The organism is Sphaerisporangium sp. TRM90804, from assembly GCF_029846175.1.
Classification (GTDB): Bacteria; Actinomycetota; Actinomycetes; order Streptosporangiales; family Streptosporangiaceae; genus Sphaerisporangium.
Genome location: NZ_JARWAC010000016.1, coordinates 274,664 through 291,246 on the forward strand (window position 1 = coordinate 274,664; position 16,583 = coordinate 291,246).

12 protein-coding genes are annotated in these 16,583 nt (G+C 73.2%); 5 read left to right on the forward strand and 7 right to left on the reverse strand.

Annotation, left to right across the window (positions count from 1 at the left end; genetic code table 11):
• Positions 1-61: 61 nt before the first annotated feature.
• Genes PYR91_RS21510 through PYR91_RS21520 form a run of 3 tightly spaced genes read right to left on the reverse strand, consistent with a single transcriptional unit; the run spans position 62 to position 4,691 of the window.
• The gene (locus tag PYR91_RS21510; RefSeq protein WP_279782174.1) at positions 62-1,126 is read right to left on the reverse strand and encodes an iron-siderophore ABC transporter substrate-binding protein; all 1,065 of its coding nucleotides are present in this window, start codon (positions 1,124-1,126) and stop codon (positions 62-64) included.
• 59 nt (positions 1,127-1,185) lie between these two features.
• On the reverse strand, positions 1,186-3,009 hold the full coding sequence (locus tag PYR91_RS21515; protein ID WP_279782176.1) for an ABC transporter ATP-binding protein: 1,824 nt from the start codon (positions 3,007-3,009) through the stop codon (positions 1,186-1,188).
• A complete protein-coding gene (locus tag PYR91_RS21520) occupies positions 3,006-4,691 on the reverse strand; it encodes an ABC transporter ATP-binding protein (protein ID WP_279782178.1) in 1,686 nt (561 codons plus the stop codon). The genes PYR91_RS21515 and PYR91_RS21520 overlap by 4 nt, the downstream gene beginning before the upstream one ends.
• 464 nt (positions 4,692-5,155) lie before the next feature.
• On the opposite strand from PYR91_RS21520, the gene PYR91_RS21525 reads away from it, so the two are divergent.
• The 5 genes from PYR91_RS21525 (at position 5,156) to PYR91_RS21545 (ending at position 9,420) form a co-directional block, all read left to right on the forward strand.
• Positions 5,156-6,175, forward strand: coding sequence for an ABC transporter substrate-binding protein (locus PYR91_RS21525; protein WP_279782180.1), 1,020 nt, complete (start codon positions 5,156-5,158; stop codon positions 6,173-6,175).
• Positions 6,176-6,257: 82 nt separating this feature from the next.
• Entirely contained in the window at positions 6,258-7,088 is an 831-nt protein-coding gene (locus PYR91_RS21530; RefSeq protein ID WP_279782182.1) for an ABC transporter ATP-binding protein, read from the forward strand.
• A complete protein-coding gene (locus tag PYR91_RS21535; protein ID WP_279782184.1) occupies positions 7,081-8,097 on the forward strand; it encodes an ABC transporter permease in 1,017 nt (338 codons plus the stop codon). Before PYR91_RS21530 ends, PYR91_RS21535 begins: the two co-directional genes overlap by 8 nt.
• A gap of 35 nt (positions 8,098-8,132) precedes the next feature.
• Positions 8,133-8,309 carry a hypothetical protein gene (locus tag PYR91_RS21540; protein ID WP_279782186.1) on the forward strand — a complete coding sequence of 59 codons (177 nt, stop codon included), beginning with the start codon at positions 8,133-8,135 and terminating at the stop codon, positions 8,307-8,309.
• A 184-nt stretch (positions 8,310-8,493) separates the two neighbouring features.
• Positions 8,494-9,420: a hypothetical protein gene (locus tag PYR91_RS21545; RefSeq protein ID WP_279782188.1), complete on the forward strand. Its 927-nt coding sequence runs from the start codon at positions 8,494-8,496 to the stop codon at positions 9,418-9,420.
• Between the two features lie 123 nt (positions 9,421-9,543).
• On the opposite strand, the gene PYR91_RS21550 is transcribed toward PYR91_RS21545, so the two are convergent.
• The 4 genes from PYR91_RS21550 to PYR91_RS21565 form a co-directional block, all read right to left on the reverse strand.
• Complete coding sequence (locus PYR91_RS21550) at positions 9,544-10,446, reverse strand: TauD/TfdA family dioxygenase (protein ID WP_279782190.1); 903 nt, start codon at positions 10,444-10,446, stop codon at positions 9,544-9,546.
• A 282-nt stretch (positions 10,447-10,728) separates the two neighbouring features.
• The gene (locus tag PYR91_RS21555; protein ID WP_279782192.1) at positions 10,729-11,958 is read right to left on the reverse strand and encodes an acyltransferase; all 1,230 of its coding nucleotides are present in this window, start codon (positions 11,956-11,958) and stop codon (positions 10,729-10,731) included.
• Positions 11,959-11,962: 4 nt separating this feature from the next.
• The gene (locus tag PYR91_RS21560; RefSeq protein ID WP_279782194.1) at positions 11,963-15,115 is read right to left on the reverse strand and encodes an ATP-binding protein; all 3,153 of its coding nucleotides are present in this window, start codon (positions 15,113-15,115) and stop codon (positions 11,963-11,965) included.
• Between the two features lie 69 nt (positions 15,116-15,184).
• Positions 15,185-16,306, reverse strand: coding sequence for a ParB/RepB/Spo0J family partition protein (locus PYR91_RS21565; protein WP_279782196.1), 1,122 nt, complete (start codon positions 16,304-16,306; stop codon positions 15,185-15,187).
• Between the last annotated feature and the right edge of the window lie 277 nt (positions 16,307-16,583).

A 16,583-nucleotide genomic window follows, 5' to 3' on the forward strand; every position in this document is an offset into this window, starting at 1 on the left:
CCCCGGCGCCCGGGCGGCCCCCCCGGGGGGGGGCGCCCGCCCGTCTCGCGTGCCGGGCCGGTCAGGAGGCCGGCTGGGCCACCTCGGTGGACGGGTCGCCGTCGACCGCGGCCACCAGCTGCGGCACCAGGCGCTCCACGGTGTAGGGGAGGCTCAGCACGCTCACGAAGGAGAGGGCGTTGCCGTAGTCGCTGGTCTCCTTGACGAAGACCTCGCGGCCGTCCTTGACGACCTGCAGGTCGCCGTACACCTTGTCCGCGTGCAGCTTGGCCGCGTCCGCCGCCGGGTCGGCGACGATCCAGACGACGGCGCCGGTGTCGAGCAGGTCGGTGCGCTCCTTGCTGATGTTGGCGCCGAACTCGTCGCCGATGACCTTGTCCAGGTCGGCCGGAAGGTTGAAGCCCAGCGCCGACAGGATGCGCGTGCGGCCGTCCTGCGCGCCGTACACGAAGATGCCCTCGTACGGGGTGGCGATCAGGGCCTCGGACTGGGCGAACTCGGGGTGCTCGGTCTTGGCGGCGGCGAGCTTCGCCTCCACGTCCGAGACGAGCGCCTTGGCCTCGGCCTCCTTGCCGAGCACCTTGCCGATGGTCTGGGTCTGCATCTGCCACGGGAGGCCGTAGTCGGCGAACTCCTTCGGCTGGGCCACCACCGGGGCGAGCTTCGACAGCGTGTCGTACTGCTCCTTGGTGAGCCCGGAGTACAGGGCGAGGATCAGGTCGGGCCGGAGCGAGGCGATCTTCTCGACCTGCGGCCCGGTGCCGGTGTCGGTGAGCACGGTCGGCGGGGCGGCGCCGCCGAGCTTGTCCGCCGCCCAGGGGCCGACGGCGCCCTTGTAGCCGCCGATCCACTCGGTGGTGCCGACGGGGACCTTGCCCAGGGCCAGCACGGAGTCCTGGTCGGTCAGGCCGATGGTGACGACACGCTGCGGTTCGGCGGTCACGGTGGTGCTGCCGTACTTGTGCTCGACGGTCACCGGGAAGGCGCCGGCCGCGGTGGCGGAGGCGGTGGGGGCGGGCGCCGCGGTGCCGCCGCCGGAGTCGGAGCCGCACGCGGCGACGCCGCCGGCCAACAGCGTTGAGACGAGCACGACGGCGAGCCGGGTGCCGGGGAGGAAGCGGAGCATCGGGGGTCCTTCACGTTCTTCGATATCGGGTGTGGTGCCGGGGGTCGGTGGGCGTCAGGTCATCGGGCGCCCTCACGGCTGTCGGACCACGCCTCCCACAGGGCGGCGTAGCGGCCGCCGGCGGCGCGCAGCTCGTCGTGGCTTCCGCTCTCGACGATGCGGCCGCCGTCCATGACGACGACGCGGTCGGCGGTGGTGGCCTGGGTGAGGCGGTGGGCGACGATCAGCGCCGTGCGGCCCTCGATGGCCCGCTCGGTCGCCTTCTCCAGGACGCGCGCCCCGGCGCTGCCGGCCTCGGCCGTCGCCTCGTCGAGCACGGCCACCGGCGGGCCGGCCAGGACGAGCCGGGCGAGGGCGAGCTGCTGGACCTGCGCGGCGGTCAGACGGTGGCCGCCGTCCCCGACCACCGTCGCCAGGCCGTCCGGCAGGGCCTCCACCCAGGCCAGCGCGTCCACCCGGTCGAGGGCGTCGCGCAGGTCGTCGTCGCCCGCTTCGGGGGCGGCGAGCCGCAGGTCGTCGGCGAGCGAGCCGGCGAAGACGTGCACCTCCTGGGTGACCAGGGCCACCGCGCTTCCTACCCCGTGCGGCGCGGCGGCGTCGACGCGCACCGTGCCGGCGGTCGGCTCGTGCATGCCGGCGATGAGCTTGGCCAGCGTGGTCTTGCCCGCGCCGCTCGGCCCGACCAGGGCCACCCGCTCCCCGGCCCGCAGTTCGAGGTCCACGTCCGCGAGCACCGGGCGCCCGGGCTCGTAGGCGTGCCCGAGGCCGCGCACGCTGACGACGACCTCACCCGGGGCGCCGGCGTGCGCCGGGCGCGGGACGGGCTCCGCGCGGTGCTCCGCCACCCCGTCCGGCAGGGCGTCCCGGGTCGTGGCGCCGCGTGCCGCCGGCTCGTCCCGTTCCGGACGGTCGGCGACCCCGACGAGGCGGGCCAGGCTCGCGCCGGCGGACTGGGCGTCGTCGAGCAGGACGAGGGCGGAGTTGATCGGGGTGAACAGGCTGTGGAAGTACAGGGCCGCGGCCGTCGCCGTGCCGATGCTCACCGACCCGTCGCGGACCAGCAGCAGGCCGACCACCAGGATGGCCGCGAGGCCGGTGTACTCGGCCAGGTGCAGGCGGCTGTAGAAGCGCAGCACCAGGCGCACGCCCCGCATGGTCAGGTCCACGGCCGCCCGCGACCGCCGCGTGACCTGCGCGGCGTGCGCGGCCTCCAGCCGGAACGACCGCACGGTGGCGGCGCCGCCGATGGTGTCGAGCAGCTGCTGGTGCTGGGCGCCGTTGGCGACGCGCTGCTCTGCGTACAGCGGGACGGCGTTGCGCACGTACCAGCGCGCGGTGTGCGCCTGCACCGGCACCGCCAGCAGCGCGGCGAGCGCGAACCGCCAGTCGAGCACGGCGAGCGCCACCAGGGTCAGCATGATGGCCAGCGTCGAGCGGGCCAGCTCGGGCATCGCCGTCCGCACCGCCTCGGTGACCTTGGAGACGTCGCCGGTCACGCGGGCGGTGAGGTCGCCGGAGCCGGCCTTCTCCACCTGCTCCAGCGGCAGCCGCAGGGCGCGCTCGACGAAGCGCTCCCGCAGCCGGGCGAGCGCGGTCTCCCCGAGCCGGGAGATCAGCGACATCCCCACCACCGTGGCCGCCCCCTGGACGACGGCGACGGCGACCAGCAGCACGACGGGCGTCGTGACCGCCTCGGCGGCGCGCCCGTCGGCGACCAGGTCGACGATGTGCCCGAGCAGCGGCTGGGTGAGCAGCCCGACGGCCGTGGCCCCGACCATGACCGCGAACCCCGCGAAGGCGAGCCCCCGCTGCGGCCGCAGCAGCTCCAGGACGGCCGCCCTGGTGCGGGCGGGTGTCGCGGTGGGCAGCAGCTCCCGCGTCATGCCAGCACCGTGGCCCGGTAGGCGGGGTGGCGGGCGACGAGGTCGGCGTGCGGGGCCGAGTCGGCGACGCGGCCGGCGTCGATCAGGACGACGCGGTCGGTGGCGGACAGCAGGGCGGGGCTGGTGGTGACCAGGATGGTGGTGCGGCCCCGGCGGAACGCGCGGATGCCGTCGGCGATGCGGGCCTCGGTGACCGCGTCCACGGCGGTGGTCGGGTCGTGCACCACCAGGACGGCCCGGTCGGCTGCCAGGGCGCGGGCGAGGGCCACGCGCTGGCGCTGCCCGCCCGACAGCGAGCGGCCGCCCTCGCTGACCTCGGCGTCCACGCCGCCCGCCAGCGTGCGGGCGACCTCGTCGGCCCCGGACGCCGCCATCGCGGGCGCGAGGTCGGCGTCCGCCGGGGCGGCGGCGGCGACGTTGTCACGCAGCGTGCCCTCGAACAGGTCGGCGTCGTGCTCGGCCACCAGCACCGCCGTGCGCAGCTCGGCCGGGTCGAGGTCGGTCAGCGGGACGCCGTCCAGCTCGACGGTGCCGGTGTCGGGGTCGGCCTGCCTGCTGAGGCAGCGCAGCAGCGCCGCCGCGTCGGCGGGGTCGGTCGCGGCCACGCCGAGCACCTCGCCCGGGGCGGCGGTCAGGTCGACGTCGCGCAGGCCGCCGTGGCCGACGCCGCGCAGCCGCATCTCGCCCCGCACCGGCCGGGGCAGCGGCACACCGCCGCCCGCGACGGCGACCGGCGTGGACAGCACCTGCGCGATGCGCGCCGCCGACGCCCGTCCCTGGGCCAGCTCGGCGTTCACCCAGGAGAAGACCTCCAGCGGCCCGAGCAGGAAGAGGGCGAGGCCGACCGCGGAGATGAGCTGGCCCAGGCTGATGTCGCCCTGGGCCGCGAGCCGCCCGCCGACGAGCGCCACCAGCGCGATGAAGCAGCCGGTCAGCGCGAGCACCATGCCGTTCTGCGTCGCCTCGGCGCGCGCGGCGCCCATCGTCGCGGTGAGCGAGTCGCGGCTGGTGCGCCGGTACCGGGCGACCGCCGCGGCCTCCGCGCCGATGCCCTTGAGCACCCGGAGCCCGGCCACGAGGTCGGCCGCCACGCCCGAGGCGTGCGCGGCGCGCTCCTGCTGGGCCTCGCTGCGCCGCTCCAGCGGCTTGCTCAGCAGGTGCCCGAGCCACAGCAGCACGGGCGTGCCCAGCAGCACGATCAGGCCGAGCGTCACCGACGTGGTCAGCAGGACGACGGCGCCGACCAGGAGGCCGATGGCCGCCGAGACGCCCGACAGCACCGCCATGGCGACCGCGCCGACCCGCTTGGCGTCCTCGGTGGCGATGGTGGCCAGCGCGCCCGGCAGCCGCCCGGCCTCGGCCCCGCCGCCGGGGTGGGTGACCCGGGCGACGATCCGCAGCCGGAGCTCGTGGGCGGCCTGCTCGGCGGCCCGCTCCCCGGCGCGCGCGCCGAACCTGAAGCCGAACGACAGCCCCACGTAGACCACGGCGAGCACGGCCAGCCAGCGCAGCAGGGCGCCCACGTCCCCCTTCGCCACGCCCTGGTCGACGGCGACGCCGATCAGGACCGGCACCAGCGCCTCCCCGGCCTGGTGCCCGGCCCCCAGGAGCGACCCGAACACGACGTCCCGCCGCTGCCCGCCGATCGCCTCCCGCAGGACGTCCCGTCCCGACCCGCCCACCCGCGCTCCCTCCGGACCGTATGCATATGACCAAACTTAGGTAAGGCTAGACTAACCTGCATCGGCCAACCACCCCGGATGTGCTGAAGTGGCACGGGATGCCGCGGCCGCCTCCGGGGAGCGCGGTGCCGTCGGCGATAATTCATGTATATTTGGTAGGAAATGTTGACTTGCGGGGCCGGCACTTCTAGCGTTGAGCCATGAGCCAGGGGTGCTACCTGACCAGGCGCGCGCACGTCGACTTCGGGCACGTCGTCAGCGCGCAGTGTCGTTGATCGCGGATCTTCCGCCGGTTCCCGCATCAGGGGGAGCCGTCCGGTGTTCCCGCGCGGGTGGCCGGCGTCGAGCCGGGCTTCATCCTCCGCGGGTTCTCGCGCGGGCCGTGCGCCCGCGACCTCTCCATGTGACCTCTTCCGGCCGGCGTGCCGACCGCGAGCACGCCGCTATCCGCGAGGACCCTTTTCGTGATCAGAATCACACGTGCCCTGCCGATCCTCCTGCTGACGACCCTTCTGGCCGCCTGCGGCCAAGCCGAGGGCTCCGCCGCTCCGGGTGAGGGCGAGGTGACCGAGCTGCGTTACCAGGGCAGCGTCGGCGCCGTCTCCTTCCCCGAGCTGGCGCAGGAGCTCGGCTTCCTCGACGGCGTCAGGCTGAGGTGGGTCGGCGACACCATCTCCGGTCCCCAGGACATCCAGTCGGTCGCCACCGGGCAGATCGACTTCGGCGGCGCGTTCAACGGCGCCGTCATCAAGCTCAAGGCGGCCAGGGCGCCCATCACGGCGGTGATCGGCTACTACGGCTCCGACGAGAAGAGCTTCAGCGGGTACTACGTCACCGAGGACAGCCCGATCAGGACGGCCCGCGACCTCATCGGCAAGAAGATCGCGGTGAACACCCTCGGCGCGCACCACGAGGCCGTGATCAAGGAGTACCTCAAGCGCGGCGGCCTGACGCCGGCCGAGATCGACCAGGTGGAGCTGGTCGTCGTGCCGCCCGTCAACACCGAGCAGGCCCTGCGCCAGCACCGGCTCGACGTGGGCACCCTCGGCGGGGTGCTCAAGGACAAGGCGCTGGAGCGCGGCGGCCTGCGGCCGCTGTTCACCGACGTCGAGCTGTTCGGCCCGTTCACGGCCGGCTCCGTCGTGCTGCGCGACGACTTCATCAAGCGCAACCCCACCACGACGAGGAAGTTCGTGGCGGGGTTCGCCAGGGCCGTCGAGTGGACGCAGAGCCGCCCCCGGGAGGAGGTCGTCGCCGCGTTCCAGCGGATCATCGCCGAGCGCGGGCGCAACGAGGACGCCGGGACGGCCGGCTTCTGGAAGAGCGGCGGCGTCGCCGGCAAGGGCGGTGTGATCGCCGACCGGGAGTTCCAGACCTGGATCAAATGGCTGGAGCGCGAGGGCGAGATCCGGCCCGGACAGGTGAGCCCCGCCGATCTGTACACCAACAGGTTCAACCCCTACGCGAACGGGAGCGTCTCATGAACAGCCGCGCCGGGACCGGCCGCCGCGTGGGAGCGGCCGGCGGACGCCGTGAGCACCGCCGCCGCCCGGAAGGGAGGGCGTCGTGACCGCCGTCGCCCAGGCCACGCGCACGAAGATCCGCGTCAGGCGGGTGGGCAAGACCTTCCCGGTCAGGGACGCCGGCGGCCCGTTCCGCGCGCTCGACCGCGTCGACCTCGACGTCCGCGAGGGGGAGTTCCTCACCCTGGTCGGGCCCAGCGGCTGCGGCAAGTCCACGCTGCTCGACCTCGTCGCCGGCCTCACCGCCCCGACCGCCGGCGAGATCCTCATCGACGGCGTCCCGGTCACCGGGCCGGGCCTGGACCGCGGGGTCGTCTTCCAGCAGTACGCGCTGTTCCCCTGGCGCACGGCCGTCGCCAACGTCGCCTTCGGGCTGGAGGCCAAGGCCGTGCCGAGGCGGGAGCGGGAGGAGCGGGCGCGGCACTACCTCGGCCTGGTGGGGCTGTCCGGCTTCGAGCGCCGCTACCCGCACGAGCTGTCGGGCGGCATGCGGCAGCGGGTGGCCATCGCCCGCAGCCTCGCCTACGACCCCGACGTGCTGCTGATGGACGAGCCGTTCGCCGCGCTGGACGCCCAGACCCGCGAGTCGCTCCAGGAGGAGCTGCTGCACATCTGGCAGAAGACCGGCAAGACGATCATCTTCATTACGCACGGCATCGACGAGGCCGTCTACCTGGGGCAGCGGGTGGCCGTCATGACCTCCCGACCCGGACGGATCAAGGAGATCGTCTCCGTCGGCTTCGAGTCGCGCGAGGGCGACCTGCGGGCCGACCCCGCGTTCGGCGCGTACCGCCACCACGTGTGGACGCTGCTGCGCGACGAGGTGGCGGCGGCACAGGTACTGGACCGAAAGGGAGCGACCTCCGGTGGCTGACACACATCTCGGACTCACCACCACGACGCCGGGCGCGCTGACGGCGCCCGCCCCGGCGCGGGCCGGCGGGCCGGCGTCCGAGGACCACCCGGGGGAGCGGCACTGGTACGACCTCCCCGACGACGACGCCGCCCCCGAGGAACCGGCGGACCTGAGCGACCGGGGGCGTCCCCCCGGCGGGCACGGCGCCGGCCGGGCCCGGCCGGACGCCGCGCCGGCGCGGGCCCGCGCACGGGCCGTGGCCGGGAGGGCGTGGCGCCTGGCCGGACGGGTGGTGCGCAAGTCGGCGGCGGTGGTGGCGCTGCTGGCGGTCTGGGAGGCGCTGCCCCGGCTCGGGGTCGTCGACCCGGTGTTCCTGCCGCCGTTCTCCGAGGACCTCGCGGCCGGGTACGACCTGCTGGTGAGCGGCCGGCTGTACGAGCACGTCCAGGCCTCCCTGGTGCGCTCGCTGTCGGGGTTCGGCCTGGCCATCGCGCTGGCGATCCCGCTCGGCCTGCTCATCGGCTGGTACAAGCCCGTGGCCGACCTCCTCACGCCGCTGCTGGAGCTGTTCCGCAACACCTCGGCGGTGGCGCTGCTGCCGGTGTTCATCCTCATCCTGGGCCTCGGCGAGACCTCGAAGATCGTCTTCGTGCTGTACGCCTGCTCCTGGCCGATCCTGCTCAACACCGTCAGCGGCGTGAAGACGGTGGAGCCGCTGCTCGTCAAGTCGGCCCGGTCGATGGGCCTGGGCCCGGTCAGGCTGTTCCAGAAGGTCATCCTGCCCGCGGCCGTCCCGACGATCTTCACCGGCGTCCGGCTGGCCGGCGCCTACTCCATCCTCGTCCTGCTGTTCGCGGAGATGGTCGGCGCCAAGGCCGGGCTGGGCTACCTGATCAACGAGTCGCAGTCCAGCTTCCGCATCCACGACATGTACGCGGGGATCATCGCGATCTCCGTGCTCGGCCTGCTGTTCAACCTGCTGCTCGTCGGCGTGGAACGCCGCTTCTCCACCTGGAGGACCACCTGACGGCCGCACGACGTCCGCACCTCAACGCCTTCCTCATGGGGGCCGGCCACCACGAGGCCGCCTGGCGCCACCCGCGCGCCGACCCGGCCCTGGTCGCCGACGTCCGGCACCACCAGCGGCCGGCGCGGATCGCCGAGCGCGGCGGGCTCGACTCGGCCTCCCGCTACGCCACCCCCCACCCCGCCCCCCTCTGGACAACCCCGGTCTGCTGACCCCGGCAAGAAAGGACCGGCCGTCCCGAGGACGGCCGGTCCTTCGCATTCCGGCTATGTCGGCCGAATCGTATATCTGTCTTTGAATATTATGTAGATGGCATATCCGTATATGGGTTTGGCGGAGAAGTCGATTTGAGCATTCCTTTGCCGGTGGTTTGTGTGTGGCAGTAATCTCCCTGCCATGCCGTCGCAAGAGCACGAAGCAATGATCCTCCTCTTCAGGAATCGTTCCGAATTGGCGGCCGAATTACTGGGAAAGGCGCTGGGAGTCGCGGTGCCGGCCTACGAGAAGGCGGTGCTCGCGCCGGGAGACCTGACCGAGTGCCCGCCGGTGGAGTACCAGGCGGACGCGGTCGTCGTCCTGTCCGACGGCGATCCCGTCCTCGCCGTCGTGGTGGAAGTGCAGCGGCATCGCGATCCGCGCAAGCGCTGGAGCTGGCCCGTGTACCTGGCCTCGATGCGCGCCCGGGTGAAGTGCCCGGCGATCCTGCTCGTCATCTGCACCGATGCCACGACCGCCGCGTGGTGTGCGAAGTCGATCGACATGGGTCACCCAGGGTGGAGGCTCGCCCCTCCGGTCGCCGGTCCGGAGGCGGTTCCCGTCGTGGTCGATCCGGGCGAGGCCGCGCGTGCGCCGGAACTGGCGGTTCTCTCCGCCGTGGCCCATGGCGGCGGCCTCGACGCGCCGCCGATTCTGGAGGCGTTGCTGGACGGCTTGGCGAGCGTCGACGAAGACCGGGCCCGGCTGTACGCTGATTTCGTGCTGATGACGCTTCCTGAAGTGGCTCGAAAGCATATGGAGGTATTAATGGCAGCGGGAACATATGAGTACCAAAGCGACTTCGCCAAGAAGTACGTCGCCCACGGCAAGGCCGAAGGTAAGGCGGAAGGCAGGGCCGAGGGTAAGGCGGAAGGCCGGATCGAAGGCAAGGCAGAAGGCAAGGTCGAGGGTAAGGCCGAGGCCGTCATCCTGATCCTGTCGGGGCGGGGGATCTGGCCCTCGGTTGAGGTACGGGATCGCGTGCTGGCGTGTACGGATGTGTGGCAGCTCGATGAATGGATCAAGCGGGCCGCGAACGCCGAGGAGGCCGAAGACCTGTTCGTATGAGTGCGCCCCGGCCGATGGGGCGGTCGGAGCTCCGGTCGGAGCCGGAGGGTGGGCGTCACAGGGTGGCGGAGCTCACGACCCGGGCCTGATCGTCTCTGCCGGTGAGGCGATCAGGGCCGGATCCTAGGCTGCGACGGGGGTGTACGCGCGGGCGTCGCCGGTGAGGGCGGTGCTGGGGCGGGCGTCCACGCCTACGGGGATGTCGCCGGCGATGGTGACGCGGTGGAGGCGGCGGGGGCGGTCGCCGAAGTCGTGGACGACTCGGTGCTGGGTGGCGCGGTTGTCCCAGATCGCCACGTCGCCGGGGGCCCAGCGCCAGCGGACGGTGTTCTCCACCTGGGTGACGTTGTCCTGGATCAGCTTGATCACCGAGGCCGAGGTCGTGCTGGAGAGGCCGACCAGGCGCTTGGCGAAGTCGCCGAGCAGGATCGAGCGTTCGCCCGTCTCGGGGTGAACCCGGACCACCGGGTGCTCGGTCTCGAACACGGTCGAGGCGAAGACCTCGGCGTACGCGCGGGCGCGCTCGGGGTCGTCGTCGCTGGCGACCTGCGCGTAGTCGTACTGGTTGGTGTGCACCGCGCGCAGCCGGTCGAGCAGCTCGCGCAGCTCGGCGGGCAGGTGCTCGTAGGCCGTCACGGTGTTGGCCCACAGCGTGTCGCCGCCGGCCGAGGGCACGGTGACGGCGCGCAGCACGGACGCCGCCGGTGGGCGGTCGACGAACGTGACGTCGGTGTGCCAGCGGTCGACCTTCTGGCCGCGGCGGTAGTCGAGGTCGAGGATGTGCGCCTCGTCGTCCAGCGCGGGCACGGTCGGGTGCGCGGTGGTCAGCTCGCCCAGCAGGCGGGCGAAGGCGACCTGGCCCCGCTCGTCCAGGTGGTCCTGGCCGCGGAAGAAGACGACCTTGTGCTGGAGGAGCGCCAGGCGGATCTCGCCGACGACGTCCGCCGGGAGGTCGCCGCCGAGCCGTGCGCCGGAGATCTCGGCGCCTATGCGTCCCGCTACGGGGGTGGTGACGATGGATGACACTGTTTCGGTCCTTCCAGGAGAGAAGTATGAGGGTCGAGGCGTTCCTGGAACGGCGTACACAGCGCGCTGGCCACGCGGCAGAAGTCCACGTGACCCCGGATGAACAGGACCGTGGTCGTCATGCTTCCACGGTAGGTGGGGCCGATCACAAAGTCAACCAAACAGGTAGGGAATTGGGGTTACTGTGCGGGCCCGGCCCTTCGTAACCGCTCTGACCTGGTGGAAAGCGGTCGGCGGGCATCAGGCGGACGTCAGGGGACGGTCAGTCGCCGAGCGCGGTGGTCACGGTGCCGTCGTGCCGCTCCGCACGGAGCGACCGGTCTCGGGGCGGGGGGTGGTCGCGAGGCGGCGGGCCAGGCGGCGGCCCCTCTCCTGCATGGGCTTCTCGACGAAGCGGTACGCGAGCAGGCTCGCGCCCAGGACGAGCCCCAGGATCGCCAGCGCCGCCGCGGCCTGGACCCACGGCGGCGACCAGCGCAGGTCGCCGGTGACCACGACGAAGTACCTCAGCAGCGGATGGTGCAGCAGGTAGATCGAGTAGCTGACGACGCCGAGCCAGAGCAGGAAGCGCGGCATGCGGCGGCGGCGCACGGCCATCGCCGCGGCGAAGGTCGCGGCGGCGAGCGCGATCGTGGTGGTCCAGACCCCGGGTTGCACCCACCACCACCCCGCCTGGACGGCCCACACCGGGCTCACCACGACGAGCGCCGCGGCGGCCGCGACCGGCCACAGCGACCCCGACCCCTCCTCCCAGCGGCGGATCGCCGTCCCGGCGAACATCACCGCGAGCACGGCGGCCCCGAACCACGGGATGCGACTGCTCAGCAGGAGCAGCGCCAGCGCCATCAGCCCGAGCGCGGCGGCGGCGGCCGTGCGCAGCCTGCCCGAGACCAGGCAAGCCATGCCCGCCAGGAACACCGCGCACGAACCCACCGCGACCCAGGGCCCCGTCACCCACGGCGAGGAGACGGCGACCCCGGTGGCGACCGCCACCGCGCCGAAGAAGACCGCCGCCGTGCCGCTGTGGCGGTGGACGCGCGCGGTGAACATCGCGGTGACCAGCAGGTAGAAGAGCATCTCGTACGAGAGCGTCCACATGGTGTCCACGATGCCGCCGACGTTCACGACGTCCAGCAGCATGGTGGCGTGCGCGGCCACCGCCGACACGTCGCGCGGCACGGCCTCGCGCACCGGCACCCACCAGGCCAGCGCCAGCACCAGGCCGGCGACCGCCAGGTACAGCGGGTAGAGGCGAAACAGCCGGCTCACCCAGAAGGCGCGGACGTCCCCGTGCCGCTCCAGCGAGGTGGGGATGATGTAGCCGCTCACCAGGAAGAAGACCAGCACCCCGTACACGCCGAGGTTGAACCAGTACGGCCGCAGCCCCGGCACCACCCACGGCAGCATGTGCTCGGCCACCACCGCCATCGCCCCGATGCCGCGAAGCGTGTCCAGCCAGCCCAGCCGGGCCGCCTCCGATCCCGCCGTCCCCGACGGAGCAGCCGCAACCATCCGCTCAACCTACCGGCCCGGGCTCCGCACGCGCCCCCGGGTAGTCGAGGTCGCCGAACGCCTGCCGCTCCCACGGCTCCGCCTCGGGGTGGTTGTTCAGCAGGAGGTCCAGATCGACGTTGTCCCGGAGCTGCCTGAGCAGCCGCGCCCGCTGCCCGGCGGACAGCCGTCCGGCGTCCGCCGCGAGCTGCCGCAGCACCATGGCGAAGTAGGCGTACCGGCTGACGGCCTCGTCGGAGGGCCGGCTGCTGTCGACGACGTCCAGGGATACGCGGTACGCCGCGGCCAGCTCCTCCGCGGTGAAGTCGCCGCAGGAGGTGAGCCACAGGCTCAGCAGAGCGTGCGCCGTCGACCTCGCCCGGCCGTCGGGCCGCGAGGAGAACTCCGTGACCGCCTCGCCGTGCTCGTGGGCGAACTCCGGGATGTCCGGCAGGTACACGAACGGCTCCAGGCCGTGCCAGGCGAGGTCCTCGCCGATGTCGCAGGTGAAGTAGCTCTCCCGGCGAAGGTCACGGCTCATGATCCGGCGCCACCCGCCCAGGTGCGGGGAGTGCGACCCGCTGAGCATCCTCTGCGACCAGAAGGGGTCCAGTCGTGGTGCGGTCCACGGCCCCATGCTGATGACCACGTCCCGCTCGTCGTCATGCCACACCCGCTCCAGCCGGACGGCCGCCGCCAGGCCCCGCCAGCCCTCGCCGCTGAACTGCGAGCGCCACAGCAGGGCGCACCGGCGCCAGTCGGAGGCCGGGAAGCGTGAGGACGGGAACAGCTCGTGGCCCGCGACCGGGGCGCCCACCAGCGTGAGCAGCAGCACCATGTTGGCCGAGTACGCCGCGTGGCGCCCGGGAGGGTGCAGGCGCACCGGCTCGTAGTCGGCGTGCGTGACGTCCTTGGCGGCGCGCAGTGAGGCCCCGAAGTACGTCAGCAGCAGCCCGCGCAGCGAGGCGGTGCGCGCGGGGCCGAACCGCCCGCAGAGGGTGGCGAGGAAGCCCATGATCGGCCCGCGGGTCGTCAGCGGGGCGAAGGAGAGCAGGGCGCGCAGGAAGCCGGAGTCGGCGGTGACGCGGGTGCGGGACGTCGCGACCTCGATGACCGCGACCAGGTCGGCCAGCTCGCGGGCGATCAGCCGGGCCACCAGGTACTCGCCGAACGTCGCGTGCAGGAACTCGCACGTCGTCAGCCGACGGTCGTCGCGGATCGCCTGGGCCTGGTGGACGAAGAAGAACCGGCCCACGACGATCTGCGCCGGCGTGGACGGCACGCCGAAGGTCGCCACCGGTCGCTTGGGCTGCGCGCCGAGCAGCGCGGTCAGGTCGGCGTCCAGCTCCTCCTCCGAGACCCACTGCCGCCCCCGGTTGAACATGGCGAACGCGGTGACCGACAGCCGCAGCAGCTCCTCCTCGACGGCCGCGCGCAGCGGGTCGCCGTGCATCCCGGGGGAGGACTTGAGGATCTCCCGCTCGGCGAACCGCACGAGGATGCGGTCGTACAGGTCGGCCGGGTCGAGGCTCTCGCCGTCGCGCTGCAGGGCGTTGTCGGCCGCGTCGTACAGGGCCAGCATGAGCAGCAGCAGCGGCTGTGACGCCAGGTCGGGCTGGCGCGAGACCGCCGCCGGGGACAGCGGCAGCAGCCCGCGCCCGGCCAGGTAGGCCGCGTTGGCGCCGTTCCACACCGTCAGCCACCGCTCGATCTGCTCGCCGGTGAACGGCTCCAGCCGCACCGCGACCGCCCCGCCGGGAGGGATGCGCGCCCGGTCGGCCACGGCGGTGCGGCTGGTGACGACGAAGGCGACCGGCCGTCCCTGGTCGGCCTCGCGCTCCTGGAACCGCACCACCTGCTCAAGGAAGTCGCTCTGGCCGATGTTGGTCGCCTGGAGCAGCTCGTCGAACCCGTCGAGCAGGACGACGGGCAGCGCGTCGCCGGCGGCGCGGGCGAGCTCGGGCCACGACAGGCTCTCACCGGTGGCGTTCCTGACCGCGTACTCGATCTGCGACTGCAGGTCGGTGTCGGCGGGGACCTCGCGCAGCAGCACGCGCACGGCCATGAAGTCGCTGGGCGGCAGCCGCGCGGCCAGCACCTTGGTCAGCACCGACTTGCCCGACCCCGGCTGGCCGAGCACGATCAGCGGGCACTCCACCGCGAGCGGGGAAGTCAGGTGGCCGATCAGGAAGCTTTGCAGGTCGTCGCGGACGGCGTTGCCGGCCCACCACGACTCCTCGTCGAGGCGGTCGGACCTGATGACGGGCGCCACCCGGAAGCCGGGGTTGACGTACGCGCCGCCCAGCGGCGGGATGACCAGCCCTTCCGGGGCGTCGCCCGTGGTGACGATCGGCCGTTCGAGCTGCGCGCGGTAGGCCCGCGACAGCGCCCGCCGGCGGTCGTCGGGACGGCGGCCGGTGGCGATGTCGTCGAGAACGCGCCCGAGCCCCTCCATGCCGGTGGACAGCCGGCGCACCTCCCTCCGGGTCGCCTCGTGGTCCTGCCGCCCGGTCCAGAACGCCACCTCGGGGAACTCCACCGCCAGGCGGGTGAACAGCTCCTCGTAGCGCCGCAGGGCGACGCCGGGCACCGTCTCGGCGAGCGCCTCGGCGAACCGCTCGCGGTCGGCCGGCGGCAGCGTGTCCCACACGGCCAGGCCCTTGACGAACCCGAGCAGGTCGCCGGCGAGCGACCGGTAGAACAGGCGGAGCTCGTCGCCCGCCGTCGTCGGGTTGTCGCGCGGGGAGTGCAGCGGGATGTCGCTGCCGAGCAGGATGCCGGCGAGCGCGCGCAGCCGGGAGGAGGGCGCGGCCTCGCCCGCGCCGAGGCCGACCTGCTCGGCCTTGGTCAGGCGCAGCCGCGACGCGTCGAACGGCAGCGGGACCTCGTGGACGGCGTCGAAGAACGCGGTGAGCACGAGCACCCTGTGCGCGGCCGCGAGACGGTCGGTGCGGTCGAAGCGGCTGAGCCCGCGCATCCGCTCGCCGAGCCCGCTCACCAGCTGGTGGCTCAGCCGGGCCAGCTCGCCCTTGGCGTCGAACAGGCTCAGCGCCAGCTCGCTGCCGCCGCCGGTCGCGGCCAGCAGCAGGCCGCCGGTCACCCGGTCGAGCGCTTCGAGGACGGGCCCGCCGCCGCCGAGAAGCCTGGCGGCGTCCGCGTACGACAGCTTTGCGCGCATGGCAGCTCCGTGAGTGAGACGGAGCCCCATTCTCCACGCGGACGGCTCCTCCGGAGCGTGATCCGCCGGTCAGGCGGTGCTCTCGGCGCGCCGCCTGAGGTGCTCGGCGAACTCCAGCCACTCCTCGGCGACCGCGCACGCGAGGTCGGCGATCATGTAGGCGCAGTGGGTGGGCATCGTGTCGCCGAGGGACTCCCAGCCCCGGACGCCGCTCATGTGGTCGTTCAGCCACCGCAGCAGGTGCCGGCCGGAGTCGGTGAAGCGCACCGAGGGGTCCCGCTGCAGCTGGTGCAGGATCGTCTCCGGGTCCCTGCACGGGTTCACCCGCCCGGCGACGGCCGCGCGGCGCAGCTGCCGTTCGACCGTGGGCGGTTCGCGGCGCTCGCCGCGTGCGCGCTGCTGCGGCGGGATGGGGTCGTCGCCGCGTTCCATGCGCCTGCGCACGTCGCGCGCCGTGCCCAGCGAGATGCCGGCCTGCTCGGCGACCTTGCGGAGCGAGGCGTCGGGGGATCGGGTGAACAGCTCGCAGGCCCGCAGGCGGCCGTCCGCGCTGGTGAGCGGGCGGACGCGGCCGTCCCTGCCGACGCGGCTGCGCAGCTCGGGCAGGCCGGTGTCGGTCTCGCGGCGGATGGTGTTGACCGTCTTGGCCGACAGGCCGGTGACCGAGGCGATGGCACGGTCCGACCACTGCGGATGGGAGACGACGATGCGGGCGGCGGCGGCCTCGCGGTCGGCCAGGGAGAGCGGGAGGCCGTGCGCCATGTTGGTCTCGACGGCCAGGACGAACGCCTCGTCGCACTCGCCGTCGAAGAACCGCACGCGGATCTGCCGGTCGCCGCGCAGGATGGCGGCGCGCAGCCGGTGGGCGCCGTCGATGACCCGCATGCTCGCGCGGTGCACCAGGATGGGCGGCATCTCGGTGTCCGACTGCGCCAGCAGCCGTGTGTGCTCGGCGTTCTCGCCGCGCAGGCGGGGGGAGTCGCCCAGCGACAGGGCTCCGACCGGCACGATCGCGTGCTCGCCCGCGCCGCCCGCATGGGAACGGGCGGCCTTGGGCGGGTGCTCGCGGCCGGCGGGGGTGCGCGCCGGCCCGGGTGAGTCGACGGCGGCGAGGGCGGCGTGGCGGCGCGTGGCGGTGCGTTCGGCTCGGGGGTCGCGGTCGGGTGCTTTCGCGCGGCCGTCTACCGGCATCGGATCTCCCCCTCGTGCTGACCGGTCCCACGCGTCCGGCGGGCCGCGCGTGGCCGCGGGCAGTGGCGGGGCCTGACGGAGAATATGGGCGCCCACCATCTATGGCCATCCTGTGCCCGTGGTCATATAGCCACATCTCCGAAAATGCTCAACTGCTGCGCATTAAGGGGTTGGTAGTAGTGATTGTGGCGCTTTGGCGGTGAATGAGTATTTAACGGGTGGACAGGGGTGACCATAGGTTCGGAGCCGGGTGTGGCGTGAACGCTTGCCGGGAGAA

Bases quoted from the DNA above. Each gene is read 5' to 3' on its own strand.
- PYR91_RS21545 (WP_279782188.1), top strand. From the start codon at position 8,494: ATGCCGTCGCAAGAGCACGAAGCAATGATCCTCCTCTTCAGGAATCGT.
- PYR91_RS21515 (WP_279782176.1), bottom strand. From the start codon at position 3,009: ATGACGCGGGAGCTGCTGCCCACCGCGACACCCGCCCGCACCAGGGCG.
- PYR91_RS21560 (WP_279782194.1), bottom strand. From the start codon at position 15,115: ATGCGCGCAAAGCTGTCGTACGCGGACGCCGCCAGGCTTCTCGGCGGC.
- PYR91_RS21565 (WP_279782196.1), bottom strand. From the start codon at position 16,306: ATGCCGGTAGACGGCCGCGCGAAAGCACCCGACCGCGACCCCCGAGCC.
- PYR91_RS21510 (WP_279782174.1), bottom strand. From the start codon at position 1,126: ATGCTCCGCTTCCTCCCCGGCACCCGGCTCGCCGTCGTGCTCGTCTCA.
- PYR91_RS21540 (WP_279782186.1), top strand. From the start codon at position 8,133: ATGGGGGCCGGCCACCACGAGGCCGCCTGGCGCCACCCGCGCGCCGAC.
- PYR91_RS21555 (WP_279782192.1), bottom strand. From the start codon at position 11,958: ATGGTTGCGGCTGCTCCGTCGGGGACGGCGGGATCGGAGGCGGCCCGG.